Genomic DNA, 13,381 nt, shown 5'->3' with positions numbered 1-13,381 from the left:
TTTGCAATGGATTATTTGCCTGCGGGCGGGTTCAATGCCACCCGGCCACTCATGCCTGCGATCAACTCGGGGAAGCGTCCATCGATGGCGGCCGACAGCTTGACCGACTGGCTGACCGGATCGACGCGCGCGCCGATGCGCTGCACCTTGGCCGGATAGGTCTTGCCGGTTTCATCGATGGCGACCTGGAAAGCGTAGCCGGGCTTGAGCCAGGCCAGCCAGCGCGACGGCACGATGAATTCCAGTTCCAGCGCGGAATCATCGATGATTTCAAGCAGGGCCTGGCCAGGCTGCACGTATTGCTGCTCGCGCACCTTCTGCTCGGTCACGCGGCCGGAAAATGGCGCTTGCACGCTGCATTTGCCGATCACCGCCGCGCCATAGGCCAGCTCGGCCTTGGCCTTGCCCACTTCGGCTTCCGACACTTCCAGCTCGACCTTGCCGATCGAGCGCAATTCTTCCAGGCGGCGGTTGGCGTTATAGGTGTGCTCGGCCGCCGACAGCATGGCCTTGGCTTTTTCGCGCTGCGCCTGCTGCAGCGAGCAGTCGAGCGCGATCAGGGTCTGGCCGGCGCGGAAACTGCCGCCTTCGGTGACCGCGATGCGGCTGATCTTGGCGCCGACTTCGGCTGCGATGGTGGTGTAGCGGCGCGGCGCCAGCTGGGCGCGCACTTCCTGGCGCTCCATCGCCGCGCGCGGCGCGGCCGGCGCCGGCGCGGTAGCCGGTGCCGCCAGCACCGGCGCGGCCAGCGCCGCAGCCAGCGACAGCATCGTCAGGCGCAGTTGCGCGACAGCCATCACTTGGCCACCGCCGGCGCCTGCACGCCCTGGTTCCAGCCGGCCATCGAGGCGCCGACCTCCTTGGTCAGCTGTTCCAGCGGCATGTCGCTGACGCTGCCCAGTACCGGTTCCAGGCCCAGGGTGGCCTGCACCTTGCTGGCCGACGCCTGCAGTTGCGCCAGCGACTGATAGCGGCGCAGCAAGCTCAGAATGGCGGTGGTGCTGTTGGCAACCTGCTCCAGCTTGCCCTGGGTTTCGGCGGTGCCGCGATTCTTGATATGCATGGCGATCTTGGCGTCGGCCTGCCAGATTTCATCGGCGCGCAGATATTGCTTATAGGCGATCTGGTATTGCAGGCGCGACAAATGCACCTGCGTCAGCACCGTCATCTGCGCCGTGATGCGGCGCTGGTCCGCCAGTTTCACGCCCGCTTCGGCCAGGCGTTTTTGCGCCGGGCCCGAGAACAGATTGAACAGGTTGTACGACAGGTGCACGCCGGCATCGTTCCAGCGGTTGTTGATCATGTAGCGGTCGCTGTCGTAGCGCAGGTCGTAATTGAACGACAGGTTCGGGAACATGCGCAGCATGACGCGGCGCGTTTCTTCGGTGGCGATACGGGCGTTATAGAACTGTTCGCGGATATCGGTGTTTTGCATCACCGCCAGCTCTTCCATGCGCTCGACGGGCATGTTCAGCATGGATGCATCGACTTGCGCACCCGGGTCGCTCACTTCCACCACCTGGCTCAATGGTGCGTTGATCAGATGCGCCAGTTCCACCCGGCCGGACGACAATTCCTGTTCGATACTTTCCAGCAGGCGCAGGTTTTCCAGCAACTGGCGCTGGTAGCGCAGCGCATCGACCGGCGAGCGCAGGCGCTCGGCTTCGGCCTTGCGCGCGTCTTTCAGTGCGTCTTCCGCCAGGTTGATCGTTTCCTGCACTTCGGCACGCAGTTTTTGCGCGCTGGCCATGCGCCAGAACGAGGTGCGCACATCCTGGATCAGCACGTGCATGGCCTTGCGGCGGCGCTCGGCGGCGATATTGACGCGGTCGGCGGTCTGCTTGGCGGTGATGTAGCTCATGCCGAAGTCCAGCGCATTCCAGGTCAGGCCCAGGTCATAGGCGGCATGGTTGCGCTCGGACGAAATATAGGGATTGGCCAGCGATGGCTTGCCGGTCACCGAATCAACGCTACGCGTGATCAATTCTTCATCGCGCGTGGTATAGCCGGCGTTGGCCATCAAACGCGGCAGCATGTCCCAGCTGGCGCTGTCGAGCTGGTTCATCGCCAGCGCTTCTTCCATCAGGCGCGTGCGGCGTTCGAGATTGTATTTCAGCGCGCGCGCGATCGCCTCATCCATCGTCAACGCCCCCACCACCGGCGGCACTTCTTCCATTGCCGCCTGGCGATCCAGCGCGGTCTGGGCCGTCAGCTCATTGCTGGTCAACGGTTGTACTTGAACGGTGCCACACGCCGTCAGCATGACGGTGACGCAAGCTGCTACAGCTCGGACGATGATTTTTTTTTGCATGGGATCTAGGCGGCAAGAAAGGTTGTCGATGGAAATTATTTATTTGGAACTATCAATTTACTATTTTGCAATATTGAATCTCGCCAATTATATTTTAATGAAACATTTCTGCCTAGCTTCAAAGATAGTAGTTAGGCAATTTTCCATATGAAAATTTTATTGGCAATACAGAAAACAACATTTCCATATCAATACTGAAATATTTTCCTCGTTGACGTATCAAGCGCATTTTTCACCGGTGACAGACGAAAAAAAACCCGGTCAACTGCCCCGGGCTTCCTTGCTTGTAAAGTAACGGTGTTTTTATTTTGGCACGTCAGGTTCTTCCGCCGAGGCCTCGGCCATTTCAACTTCGGCCGCCGGATTGGCAGGCTCGACGGCATCGCCTTCGGCCTGGGCGTCGGCGCCCTCTTCTTCCTCGTACTCTTCGGTGGCGGCGGCATCGCCGGGCGCGGCGGCAATCTCCAGCAGGCGCGCTTCGATCGACAGATCGACTTCGTCCCAGCGCAGCAAGTCCAGCGTGACTTGCGCGCCACGCGCCACGGATGGCATGCCCGGCAGCTTGATCACCAGCGGAATGTCGACCAGGCGCAGTATCTCGTCTTTCAAGACCACCGCATCGACCTGGCGCGCTTCTTCCTGCGCCAGCCAGCGCAGGCACCAGTAGCGTTCCATGTTCGACTGGAAGTCGCCATAGGCGGCATACGCGGCGTCAAACGCCGAGACGATGGCGAACAGATTGGCGTCGCGCGGCTTGAACGGCGCCACCAGCGGGGCGGTGACGCCATGCTCGGCGCAGGCGATGATCTGCCACTGATTGACCAGATCGGTATACCGGCGCAGCGGCGAAGTGCTCCACGCATATTGATCCACGCCCAGGCCCTGGTGCGGCGCCGCATGGGTGACCATGCGCACCTGCATCTTTGCCGCCCAGCCATTGCCGGTGCCGCCACCCTGGCTGCGATAGATGCCGGGCACGCCATGGTCGTGCAGCATCTTGCCCCAGGTACTGTTGGCAAAGATCATCAGTTCGGCGACGATCTTGTCGAGCGGCGCGCCACGCTTGCGGCGCACCACGCTGACGATATCGTTTTCCACATAGAAATTGAAATCGATGCGGTTGTTCTGTTCCGGCTTCAGGCCAAACCCTTCGCGCTTTTTCATGCGGCCCTGTTCCAGCTGCTGGGCCCACTGCCACAGCACGGCAAAGTCGGCCTTGTGCGGGTATTCGCCTTCGCCGCTGGCCAGGGTTTCTTCGTTGACCAGGTCGTCCAGCTGGTTATGGCGCAAATTGCTGGCGATCGGCACCAGCTCGGCGCGCGTTTTCGTGCTGACCACGGCCCAGTCGGCTTTCGGGTCCAAGGTGGCGTACAGCGACAGCGCCGGGCAGGTCGTGCCTTCGGCCAGGGTAAACGCGTTGACGATCTCGTCCGGCAGCATGGTGATCTTGTCGCCCGGCATGTAGACCGTCGACATGCGCTGGCGCGCCATCTTGTCGATCGCGTCGTCCGGACGGATGCCCAGACCCGGCGCGGCGATATGGATGCCGACCTTGACGTTGCCATCAGGCAGGGGCTGCACCGAGAAGGCATCGTCGATCTCGGTGGTGGTCACGTCATCGATGGAAAACGCCGCCACCTCGGCCAGCGGCAGCTTGGCGGTCACCGATGGCACGGGCACGCTGGGGAAACCGGCGCCTTTCGGGAAGTTTTCAAACAAGAACTTCGACAGATGCAGGTCTTTCGGCGTGGCGACGCCGCCGGTGGCCAGCATCAGCCGCGGCGCGCTGGTATGCAGTTCATTGCAGGCAGCTTCCAGCGCCTTGTATTCGATGGTGTTCTTGTCGGGTTTGAACAGCAGTTGCAACACCATCGGCTGCATCGAAGCCGGCAAGCGGTGTTGCTTGAGTTCGTCCACATAACCTGCCTGTACCAGCGCCTGCTGTTTTTTCTTTTCGATACCGGCCAGGGCCGCTTTCAGCGACGCCTCCGGCGCGGCCTTGTAGCGGCCACGGCCCTTCTTGTAGAAATACACGGGGGCCGAATGCAGCGACAGGATCAGGCCGGCCGCTTCGAAGGGCAGCGGCGCATGGCCGAAATATTCGGCGCCCAGCTCGGCAAAGCCGAATTCCTCTTCGCCCGCCACTTCCCACAGGAAGTCGAGGTCGATCTCGGCGGCAACAGTTTTCGCCTGCTCCAGCAGTTCGCCCGGGGCCGGCTTTTCATATTGCAGCAGCACATCCTTGACTTTGACCTTGGTGCGCTTGCCGCTGGCCATTTCGACCTGGTATGCCTCGCCTGCCTGCGACAGGACCGTGCCGACCTTGAAATCGCCGGATTCTTCAAAAAATAGATTCATTGTTATGCTTTATTAATTAATGTGTCATTTGCAACAGCAGGTGCCAATTCCAGCACCGCCGGCAGAAATACTTCCGTGACCAGCAGCAGGCCCTGATGGCGCTGATACAGGCAGCGGCGCGCAAAGAACAGCGCCTGCTCATCGGCCGGGCGCCCATCGCGCGCCAGTGCCGCTTGCGCCCGCAGTACCAGCGGGTGGCCGGCGCGCAGGCGCGCAAATTCCAGTGCGCCGCGGCGCACCATGCGGTCGCCAAACAGGGTCGTGCCCAGCGAGCGTTCGCCCAGCGCGGAAAACAGCGGCCAGTCGGTGGCCGTCGCCTGCATCGGCACCACGGTGTGGCCAAACACGGCCGGCTGGCCGTCGCAGCGCAGCAGCACTTCGCGCTCCCACACCCTGCCCGCCCGGTGCAGGCCGATGATGGCCGCCTCGTCCGTCAAACAGCGCGCCGTTTCCTGGTGCAAACACTGCACGCGAAACGCCCGGCTATGGGCCTTCAGCTTGGCCGTCAGCGAGCCGCCGCCGGTCAGCCAGTGCCGCAAGGCGGGCGGCGCATTGACGGCGTTGACATGCGCATGCCACTGCGCCTGCCGCAGCGAACCCGGCCTCACCGGCCGGCTTCCATGCCGATGCCGCAAAATTGCAGGACTGGCGCCACATAGTCGGCAAACTCGCTGATGCCATGGTCGCTGCCATCGATGATGGTTTGTCTCGCCCCTGCATAATGCGCCACCATGTCGCGGTAGTCGAGCACTTCGTCGCCGGTGGCGGCGAGCAGGAAATACCGTTCTGGCCGGGAAATCGCCGGCACGGCAAACGCGCGCAGCTCATCAATATAGTCGCGCCTGAATTCGAACGGCTCATCGGAATGAAACGCCGTCGTCACGCCCACATGCTGCTCCAGGTCCAGCAGCGGCACGATGGCGGGGTTGAGCAGCACCGCGCGGCAGCCCAGCTGTTCGGCCAGCCAGGTGGCGTAATAGCCGCCCAGCGAGGAGCCGATAATCGTCAGTTGGGCTGGGGTTACGTCTTTGACCAGCGACAAGGCCAATTCGATCGCCAGCTTCGGCGAGGCCGGCAGTTGCGGGCAGCGCCATTCTTCGCTACGGCCCAGCGCCTGCATCTGCGCGGCCAGCAGGCGCGACTTCATCGACAGCGGCGACGAGCGGAATCCATGCAGGTACAAAATCATCGGCCCAGGGCCTCCAGCAACTTCTGGTGCACGCCGCCAAAGCCGCCATTGCTCATCACAATGATCTGGTCGCCAGGGCGGGCGGCGGCAGCCACGGCCGCCACCAGTGCATCGATCTCTTCATAGGCGCTGGCAATCTGGCCCAGCGGCGCCAGCGCGTCACCGAGGCTCCAGCCCAGCGCCTGCTGGCTGCCAAAGCCGAACACCAGGTCGGCATCCTTCAGGCTGCCCGGCAGCGCATCTTTCATGGCGCCCAGTTTCATGGTGTTCGAACGCGGCTCCAGCACGGCCAGGATGCGGCCGCTTTTGCCTATCTTCTGGCGCAGGCCACCGACGGTGGTGGCGATCGCCGTCGGATGGTGGGCGAAATCGTCGTACACGGTAATATTGTCGACCACGCCGCGCACTTCCATGCGCCGCTTGACGCTCTCGAAGGTGGCCAGCGCATCACAGGCCTGGGCAATCGGCACGCCCACATGGCGCGCGGCGGCAATCGCCGCCAACGCATTGCTGCGGTTGTGCTTGCCCGTCAGCGACCATGCCACATGGCCTTCATGCTTGCCCTTGAACTGCACGTCGAAGCTGCCGTTCTCCTGTTCGGTCAACTGCCAGTCGGCATGCTCGCCAAAACTTTCCTGCTCGCTCCAGCAACCACGCGCCAGCACGCGCTGCAACGAAGCTTCGTCGCCATTGACGATCAGGCGGCCGATGCCGGGCACGGTGCGCACCAGGTGGTGGAATTGGGTTTCGATCGCATGCAGATCGGGGAAGATGTCGGCGTGATCGTATTCCAGGTTGTTCATCACGGCGGTTTTTGCGTGGTAATGCACGAACTTGCTGCGCTTGTCGAAAAACGCCGTGTCGTATTCATCGGCTTCGATGACAAAAAATTCGGACTCGGCGCTCTTGCCGTCCATCTTGCCCGACAGACGGGCCGAAATGCCGAAGTTCATCGGCACGCCGCCGATCAGAAAGCCTGGCGCGTAGCCGGCGTCTTCCAGTATCCAGGCCAGCATCGCCGAGGTGGTGGTCTTGCCATGCGTGCCGGCCACCGCCAGCACCCATTTATTGCGCAGGATATGTTCGCCCATCCATTGCGGACCAGACACATACGGCAAGCTGCGGTTGAGGATTTCCTCGACCAGCGGATTGCCGCGCGACACGACATTGCCGATCACATACAAATCCGGGTTCAGCTCGGTCTGCTTCGGGTCGAATCCCTGGATCAGTTCGATGCCCTGCGCTTCCAGCTGGGTACTCATCGGTGGGTAGACGTTGGCATCGCAGCCGGTGACTTTATGGCCGGCTTCCTTGGCCAGGACAGCAAGGCCGCCCATGAAGGTACCGCAAATGCCGAGGATATGAATATGCATGTGATCAGTGGTTCAGTCGCGCAAGGCGTGCTTGTTAATGTAAGGAACGAAGGTCAAGTATGGGATTTTAACCGACGCCATGGTTTTTTCCGCTTCAGAGTATGATCCAGGAATGACGACCGATGCTTTTGATGACAACCGGCAACTACGGCTGGAAATTGCCGCCGCCGCCGCCCGCCTGGTGGCGCAGGATGGCGCCGACTATGGCAGCGCCAAGCGCAAGGCGGCGCGGCAAATCCTGGGCGATGCGCCGGGCGGGGCCAATCTGCTGCCCGATAACGAGCTGATCGAAGAACAGTTGCGCCTGTACAATGCGCTATTCCTGGCCGACAGCCAGCCGGCGCGGCTGTTTCAGCTGCGCACGATCGCGCTGCAGGTGATGGAAGCGTTGCAACAGTTTCATCCCCTGCTCAGCGGCCCCGTGCTCAATGGCACGGCTGGTCCCCACGATGAAATCTATCTGCAGCTGTTTGCCGAGAGCGCCAAGGATATCCACATCTTCCTGCTCAATAAAAACGTGGTGCTGGACATGTCGGAAACACCGCATTTCAAGGGGCCGCGTTATGATGCTGTCGAGACCGCCAGTTTCCTGTGGAAAAACGAAGGCGTGCATGCTGCCATGTACGAACTCGACGACATGCGCGGCGCGCTCAAGCCCAAGGCCGATGGCAGGCTGCTGCGCACCGATATCGCCGGTTTGCGTACCTTGCTGAGCGACCCACGGACTGAATAAGAAAACCTTTATTTATATCAAAATGACCAAGAAGAACATTATTGCCTGTGCCATCGTCGCCCTGCTGTTCGGCGCCATGGGTGCCTACGTGGGCCTGAACAAGAACAAGGAAGCGGCCGCGCCCGTGACCACCACCATGGCGCCGGGCGCCAGCGGCCCCGTCAATGAGCTGTATGCGCTGTCGCTGCCGGACGCGGCCGGCGCCACGCAAGCCCTGGCGCAATGGAAAGGCAAGAACCTGCTGGTGAACTTCTGGGCGCCCTGGTGTCCGCCCTGCGTGCAGGAAATGCCGGAACTGTCCGAAGTGCAAGGCGAATTTGCCGGAAAAAACCTGCAGATCATCGGCATCGGCATCGATTCGGCCAGCAATATCGCCACCTTCGCCGAAAAGGTCAAGATCGCCTACCCGGTGTATGTATCGGGCATGAGCGGCACCGATCTGTCGCGCCATTTCGGCAATGCCACGGGCGGCTTGCCGTTTACCGTGCTGATCGGCGCTGATGGCGAAGTCAAGAAGACCTATCTGGGCCGCCTGAAATTCGATCAATTGCGCGCCGACCTGGCCAAATTGTAAATTCGACAGCGTGCTTTTTTCTCTTGCCAATGCGTATCTTTGGCGGCAAAATGCGGAACTTTCGCTAAAACGGTCTTCCATACATGGCAAAAAACCTCCTCCTGCTCAACGGCCCCAACCTGAATTTGCTGGGGACGCGCGAGCCTGAGGTCTACGGCGCCAGCACCTTGGCCGATATCGAGCAGGCGGCGATGGCGCAAGCCCTGGCGGCCGGCGCCGATCTGGTATGCTTCCAGAGTAACCATGAAGGGGCGCTGATCGACCGTATCCACGCCGCGCGAGCGGAAGGGGTGGACGCGATCGTCATCAATCCGGGTGGCCTGACCCATACCAGCGTGGCCTTGCGCGATGCGCTGGCGGGAGTGGCCATTCCGTTCGTGGAAGTTCATATCTCGAATATTTACCAGCGCGAAACGTTTCGTCATCACTCATTCCTGAGCGCGATCGCGCAGGGGACGATCTGCGGACTGGGTATCGATGGATATCGGTTTGCCATCGACTTTGCGCTTAAAAAACGTTAATCTACGCGATCTGCACGCAATTAGCGCGGCGACGGGTTTTTCGACCGCACCGCACCACTTATAAAACAAATTACATTCCTAGGGGTTTCACATGGATCTACGAAAACTCAAGACCTTGATCGACCTGGTCGCCGAATCGGATATCGCAGAACTGGAAGTGACCGAAGGCGAAAGCAAGGTTCGCATCGTCAAATCGTCGGCCATGCCGCAAAACCAGATGGTCATGATGCAGCCGCAAGGCATGCAAGCCCCTTACCAGACCGCCCCGCAAGCCGCGCCCGCGCCGGCAGCGGCACCCGTGGTGGTGGCCGCCGAGCCAACCGGCTACGTGGTCAAGTCGCCGATGGTCGGCACCTTCTACCGTTCCTCCGCTCCTGGCAGCGCCGCGTACGTCGAAGTCGGTTCCACCGTCAAGGAAGGCGACACCCTGTGCATCATCGAAGCGATGAAGCTGTTGAATGAAATCGATACCGACAAAGCCGGCGTCGTGACCCAGATCCTGGTGGAAAACGGCCAGCCGGTCGAATTCGGCCAACCCCTGTTCGTGATCGGCTGATACCCTGTCCACACGGCCGGCAACGGCCGTTTGCAGTTTAACGCCCCTCACACTTGTTGTTCCGCCGGCTAGCCGGCTCTCACAGACATACGCGAACCTACCATGTTTGAAAAAATCCTGATTGCCAACCGTGGTGAAATCGCCCTCCGTATTCAGCGCGCCTGCCGCGAAATGGGCATCAAAACGGTTGTAGTTCACTCTGAAGCCGACAAGGACGCAAAATACGTCAAGCTGGCCGACGAATCCGTTTGCATCGGGCCGGCCCAGTCCGCCCTGAGCTACCTGAACATGCCAGCCATTATCAGCGCCGCTGAAGTGACAGACGCGCAAGCGATCCACCCTGGCTACGGCTTCCTGTCGGAAAACGCCGACTTCGCCGAACGCGTCGAAAAATCGGGCTTCGTCTTTATCGGCCCCCGTTCCGAATCGATCCGCCTGATGGGCGACAAGGTGTCCGCCAAGCAGACCATGATCAAGGCCGGCGTACCGTGCGTGCCAGGCTCGGAAGGCGCATTGCCGGACGATCCGAAGGCGATCGTGCAAATTGCGCGCAAGATCGGCTACCCGGTCATCATCAAGGCGGCCGGCGGCGGTGGCGGACGCGGCATGCGCGTGGTGCACACCGAAGCGGCCCTGATCAACGCCGTGGCGATGACCAAGACCGAAGCGGGCACCGCCTTCGGCAACCCTGAAGTGTATATGGAGAAGTACCTGGAAAATCCGCGCCACGTGGAAATCCAGATCCTTGCCGACGAACACAAGAACGCCGTCTGGCTGGGCGAACGCGACTGCTCGATGCAGCGCCGCCACCAGAAGGTGATCGAAGAAGCACCGGCGCCGGGCATTCCGCGCAAACTGATCGAAAAGATCGGCGACCGTTGCGCCGAAGCCTGCCGCAAGATCGGCTACCGCGGCGCCGGCACGTTTGAATTCCTGTATGAAAACGGCGAGTTCTATTTCATTGAAATGAACACCCGCGTGCAGGTGGAACATCCGGTCACCGAGATGATCACCGGCATCGATATCGTGCAGGAACAGATCCGCATCGCTGCGGGCGAAAAGCTGCGCTATCGCCAGCGCGACGTGCTGCTGTCGGGCCACGCCATCGAGTGCCGCATCAACGCCGAAGATCCGTTCAAGTTTACGCCTTCGCCAGGCAAGATCATCTCCTGGCACGCACCAGGCGGCCCCGGCATTCGCGTCGATTCGCATGCCTATGCCGGCTACTATGTACCACCGCACTACGACTCGATGATCGGCAAAGTGATCGCTTACGGCGCCACGCGCGAGCAGGCCATCCGCCGCATGCAGATCGCACTGTCCGAAATGGTGGTCGAAGGCATCAACACCAATATCGCCCTGCACCGCGAACTGATGATTGACGCGCGCTTCATCGAAGGCGGCACCAACATCCATTACCTGGAACAGAAGCTGGCCGACATGCCGGACCTGGGCAAGAACATTCATGGCGACACTCCGAGCATTGCCAAGAAATCGGAAATCAAGGCGGGCGCATGAGCTGGACTGAAATCGTCATCGAGATCGCGCGCGACAACGCCGAGGCCATGTCCGACGCCTTGATGGAAGCGGGCGCCCTGTCGGTCTCGGTGGAAGACGCCGACGAAGGCACCGACGCCGAGCAGCCGCTGTTTGGCGAGCCCGGCATGGAACCGAAGGAAGCGGCGTGGGAACGCAGCCGCGTGGTCGCGCTGACCGACGTCGACGCCGACCAGGCCGCCATCGTGGCAGAAGCTGCGGCCGCCATCGGCCTGGCCGACGCGCCGGCGTTCACCACTCGTCCGGTCGAAGAACAGGACTGGGTACGCCTGACGCAATCGCAGTTCGCGCCGATTCACATCGGCAAGAACATCTGGGTCGTGCCGAGCTGGCACGAGGCACCGGACCCTGACGGCCTGATCCTGGAGCTGGACCCGGGCCTGGCTTTCGGCACCGGCAGCCATCCGACCACGCGCTTGTGCATGGAATGGCTGGAAGCGCATCCCGCGCCCGGCAAGACCGTGCTCGACTATGGTTGCGGTTCCGGCATCCTGGCCATGGTGGCCAAGAAACTCGGTGCGGAAACTGTCGCCGGCGTCGATATCGACCCGCAGGCGATCGAATCGGCGCGCGACAATGCCGAACGCAACGGTTGCGAGATCGACTACTTCCTGCCAGACACCTTCGCCACGTCGGCCCATGCCACGGCCAAGTTTGACGTCGTGGTGGCCAATATCCTGTCGAGCCCATTGAAGCTGATGGCGCCGATGCTGTCCGGCCGCGTGGCAGATGGCGGTGCCTTGATCCTGTCGGGCGTGCTGGCGCGCCAGGCCGAGGAAGTCGCTGCTGCCTACGCACCGTTCATCCAGCTCGGTGTCTGGGCTGAGCAAGACGGCTGGGTGGCCCTGCACGGCCGCCTGGGTGCGTCCAGCGCTCCGGCGCCGCGCGCGGAAGGTGCATAAGCACAGCAATGGCCCTCGCCACCAAATGCCCCCATTGCAACACGATATTTCGGGTCGCCGCTGACCAGTTGAAATTACGTGGGGGCATCGTACGCTGTGGCACCTGCAAGGAAGTCTTTGACGGCAATGCCGCGCTGGTCGATCCAAGCGCGGCATTGTTGCCGTCTGCGGGCCCGATTCCTCCGGTGCCTGTGGCACCTATCCTGCCGCCAGTGCTGGCGCTCGATATTCCCGACGACACCCCACCCTATGCCGGCCATGAGGCAGAGCCGGTGTACACCCTCGACTTCGACACCTCGTTCGATCCCTTCGGCATCCTGCCCGAAACGGCGCAGCTGAAGGCCGGCCAGGACGAGCGGCGCGACGACGAGGAAGCCATCGAGCTCGACCTCGATATCGGCCAGGCGCTGCCCGGCGAGCCGGAAGCTGAACCTGAAGCCGTGCCCGAATCCGGACCCGAACCTGAGCCGGCGCCGGTGATTGCGGCGACAGCCGTGCCGATGGCGCCCTTCCGCCGCCGCGAAACCGAGGAAGCGCCCGCCTTTGTCACCTATTTGCGCGACAGCCGGCGCGAGCCGAAGTTCGAGGCCGAGGCGCCGGCAGCAGCCGAGCAGGTAGCCGAGCCTGAAGCCGAAGCGTATAAAGTCAGCCTGGACAAACCTGCGCAGCCGGCCCCGGCCGGTGCGCGCCAGGAACCCACGCTGAGCGACCATTCCTTCGACCTGCCGGAAGGCAGCGCGCCGCCAGCGGACGAGCTGCATGTGCTGGACGACCTGCCACCGGTTGAAGAACCCGCTTTCGTGACCCAGGGCCGGCGCCGCGAACAGAGCGGCAAGGCCTTGCGCATCGCGATGGCGGCCGGCGCGGTGGCCTTGTTGCTGCTGTTGCTGCTGCAGGTGATGACCACCTTCCGCAATCCGCTGGCGGCGCAGTTTCCGCAGTTCAAGCCGGCCCTGGCCGCGCTGTGCTCGGTCAGCGGCTGCCAGGTCGACCTGCCTGCGCAGATCGAAGCGCTGGCCATCGAGCAGGGCGAACTGCAGACCCTGGCACCCTACCGTTTTTCCTACGTCTCGCAGCTGCGCAACCTGGGCCGCAGCGCACAGGCCTGGCCGAACATCGAACTGATCCTCAACGACGACGATGGCAAGCCCGTGCTGCGCCGCGTGGTCGCCCCGCGCGATTACCTGCCGGCCGGCACCGATGTGAGTAAAGGCTTTGCGCCGCGCTCGGAACAGAACATCAAACTGTATTTCAGCTTGGACCAGCTTGCGGCGTCTGGCTATCATATCGCCATCTTTTACCCTTGA

General features: G+C 61.9%; 13 protein-coding genes. 7 read left to right on the top strand and 6 right to left on the bottom strand.

The window, feature by feature from the left end:
• Window positions 1-11: 11 nt before the first annotated feature.
• The 6 genes from Q8L25_RS08585 to mpl all read right to left on the bottom strand — a co-directional run bounded on the left by Q8L25_RS08585 (window position 12) and on the right by mpl (window position 7,195).
• Window positions 12-797, bottom strand: a complete 786-nt coding sequence (locus Q8L25_RS08585) for an efflux RND transporter periplasmic adaptor subunit (RefSeq protein ID WP_308924459.1) — start codon at window positions 795-797, stop codon at window positions 12-14.
• Window positions 797-2,227, bottom strand: coding sequence for a TolC family protein (locus Q8L25_RS08580; RefSeq protein ID WP_308924458.1), 1,431 nt, complete (start codon window positions 2,225-2,227; stop codon window positions 797-799). Before Q8L25_RS08580 ends, Q8L25_RS08585 begins: the two co-directional genes overlap by 1 nt.
• A gap of 387 nt (window positions 2,228-2,614) precedes the next feature.
• The gene (locus Q8L25_RS08575; protein WP_308924457.1) at window positions 2,615-4,669 is read right to left on the bottom strand and encodes an RNB domain-containing ribonuclease; all 2,055 of its coding nucleotides are present in this window, start codon (window positions 4,667-4,669) and stop codon (window positions 2,615-2,617) included.
• Window positions 4,670-4,671: 2 nt separating this feature from the next.
• Window positions 4,672-5,277 (bottom strand): chorismate lyase, encoded by a 606-nt coding sequence (locus Q8L25_RS08570; protein WP_308924456.1) that lies wholly within the window; start codon window positions 5,275-5,277, stop codon window positions 4,672-4,674.
• On the bottom strand, window positions 5,274-5,858 hold the full coding sequence (locus Q8L25_RS08565) for a YqiA/YcfP family alpha/beta fold hydrolase (RefSeq protein ID WP_308924455.1): 585 nt from the start codon (window positions 5,856-5,858) through the stop codon (window positions 5,274-5,276). Before Q8L25_RS08565 ends, Q8L25_RS08570 begins: the two co-directional genes overlap by 4 nt.
• Window positions 5,855-7,195, bottom strand: a complete 1,341-nt coding sequence (gene mpl / locus Q8L25_RS08560) for a UDP-N-acetylmuramate:L-alanyl-gamma-D-glutamyl-meso-diaminopimelate ligase (protein WP_374694293.1) — start codon at window positions 7,193-7,195, stop codon at window positions 5,855-5,857. Before mpl ends, Q8L25_RS08565 begins: the two co-directional genes overlap by 4 nt.
• A 148-nt stretch (window positions 7,196-7,343) precedes the next feature.
• Between mpl and Q8L25_RS08555 the strand changes: the two genes are divergently transcribed.
• The 7 genes from Q8L25_RS08555 (at window position 7,344) to Q8L25_RS08525 (ending at window position 13,381) form a co-directional block, all read left to right on the top strand.
• Complete coding sequence (locus Q8L25_RS08555) at window positions 7,344-7,964, top strand: hypothetical protein (protein WP_308924453.1); 621 nt, start codon at window positions 7,344-7,346, stop codon at window positions 7,962-7,964.
• A 22-nt stretch (window positions 7,965-7,986) separates the two neighbouring features.
• Entirely contained in the window at window positions 7,987-8,538 is a 552-nt protein-coding gene (locus Q8L25_RS08550) for a TlpA disulfide reductase family protein (RefSeq protein ID WP_308924452.1), read from the top strand.
• Between the two features lie 83 nt (window positions 8,539-8,621).
• A complete protein-coding gene (gene aroQ / locus Q8L25_RS08545) occupies window positions 8,622-9,059 on the top strand; it encodes a type II 3-dehydroquinate dehydratase (RefSeq protein WP_308924451.1) in 438 nt (145 codons plus the stop codon).
• A gap of 91 nt (window positions 9,060-9,150) precedes the next feature.
• Window positions 9,151-9,615 (top strand): acetyl-CoA carboxylase biotin carboxyl carrier protein, encoded by a 465-nt coding sequence (accB, locus tag Q8L25_RS08540; RefSeq protein WP_308924450.1) that lies wholly within the window; start codon window positions 9,151-9,153, stop codon window positions 9,613-9,615.
• Between the two features lie 102 nt (window positions 9,616-9,717).
• Complete coding sequence (accC, locus tag Q8L25_RS08535) at window positions 9,718-11,133, top strand: acetyl-CoA carboxylase biotin carboxylase subunit (protein ID WP_308924449.1); 1,416 nt, start codon at window positions 9,718-9,720, stop codon at window positions 11,131-11,133.
• Window positions 11,130-12,074 (top strand): 50S ribosomal protein L11 methyltransferase, encoded by a 945-nt coding sequence (gene prmA / locus Q8L25_RS08530; RefSeq protein ID WP_308924448.1) that lies wholly within the window; start codon window positions 11,130-11,132, stop codon window positions 12,072-12,074. Before accC ends, prmA begins: the two co-directional genes overlap by 4 nt.
• 8 nt (window positions 12,075-12,082) lie before the next feature.
• Complete coding sequence (locus Q8L25_RS08525) at window positions 12,083-13,381, top strand: DUF3426 domain-containing protein (RefSeq protein ID WP_308924447.1); 1,299 nt, start codon at window positions 12,083-12,085, stop codon at window positions 13,379-13,381.

Origin of the sequence: Janthinobacterium sp. J1-1 (genome assembly GCF_030944405.1) — a bacterium.
Classification (GTDB): Bacteria; Pseudomonadota; Gammaproteobacteria; order Burkholderiales; family Burkholderiaceae_D; genus Janthinobacterium.
The sequence above is the reverse complement of the archived record's forward strand: the minus strand, read 5'-3'. Positions and strand labels throughout refer to the sequence as shown.

Coding starts and splice junctions, on each gene's coding strand:
- Q8L25_RS08585 (WP_308924459.1), bottom strand. CDS start 797: ATGGCTGTCGCGCAACTGCGCCTGACGATGCTGTCGCTGGCTGCGGCG.
- Q8L25_RS08575 (WP_308924457.1), bottom strand. CDS start 4,669: ATGAATCTATTTTTTGAAGAATCCGGCGATTTCAAGGTCGGCACGGTC.
- Q8L25_RS08565 (WP_308924455.1), bottom strand. CDS start 5,858: ATGATTTTGTACCTGCATGGATTCCGCTCGTCGCCGCTGTCGATGAAG.
- mpl (WP_374694293.1), bottom strand. CDS start 7,195: ATGGGCGGCCTTGCTGTCCTGGCCAAGGAAGCCGGCCATAAAGTCACC.
- Q8L25_RS08555 (WP_308924453.1), top strand. CDS start 7,344: ATGACGACCGATGCTTTTGATGACAACCGGCAACTACGGCTGGAAATT.
- Q8L25_RS08550 (WP_308924452.1), top strand. CDS start 7,987: ATGACCAAGAAGAACATTATTGCCTGTGCCATCGTCGCCCTGCTGTTC.
- aroQ (WP_308924451.1), top strand. CDS start 8,622: ATGGCAAAAAACCTCCTCCTGCTCAACGGCCCCAACCTGAATTTGCTG.
- accB (WP_308924450.1), top strand. CDS start 9,151: ATGGATCTACGAAAACTCAAGACCTTGATCGACCTGGTCGCCGAATCG.
- accC (WP_308924449.1), top strand. CDS start 9,718: ATGTTTGAAAAAATCCTGATTGCCAACCGTGGTGAAATCGCCCTCCGT.
- prmA (WP_308924448.1), top strand. CDS start 11,130: ATGAGCTGGACTGAAATCGTCATCGAGATCGCGCGCGACAACGCCGAG.
- Q8L25_RS08525 (WP_308924447.1), top strand. CDS start 12,083: ATGGCCCTCGCCACCAAATGCCCCCATTGCAACACGATATTTCGGGTC.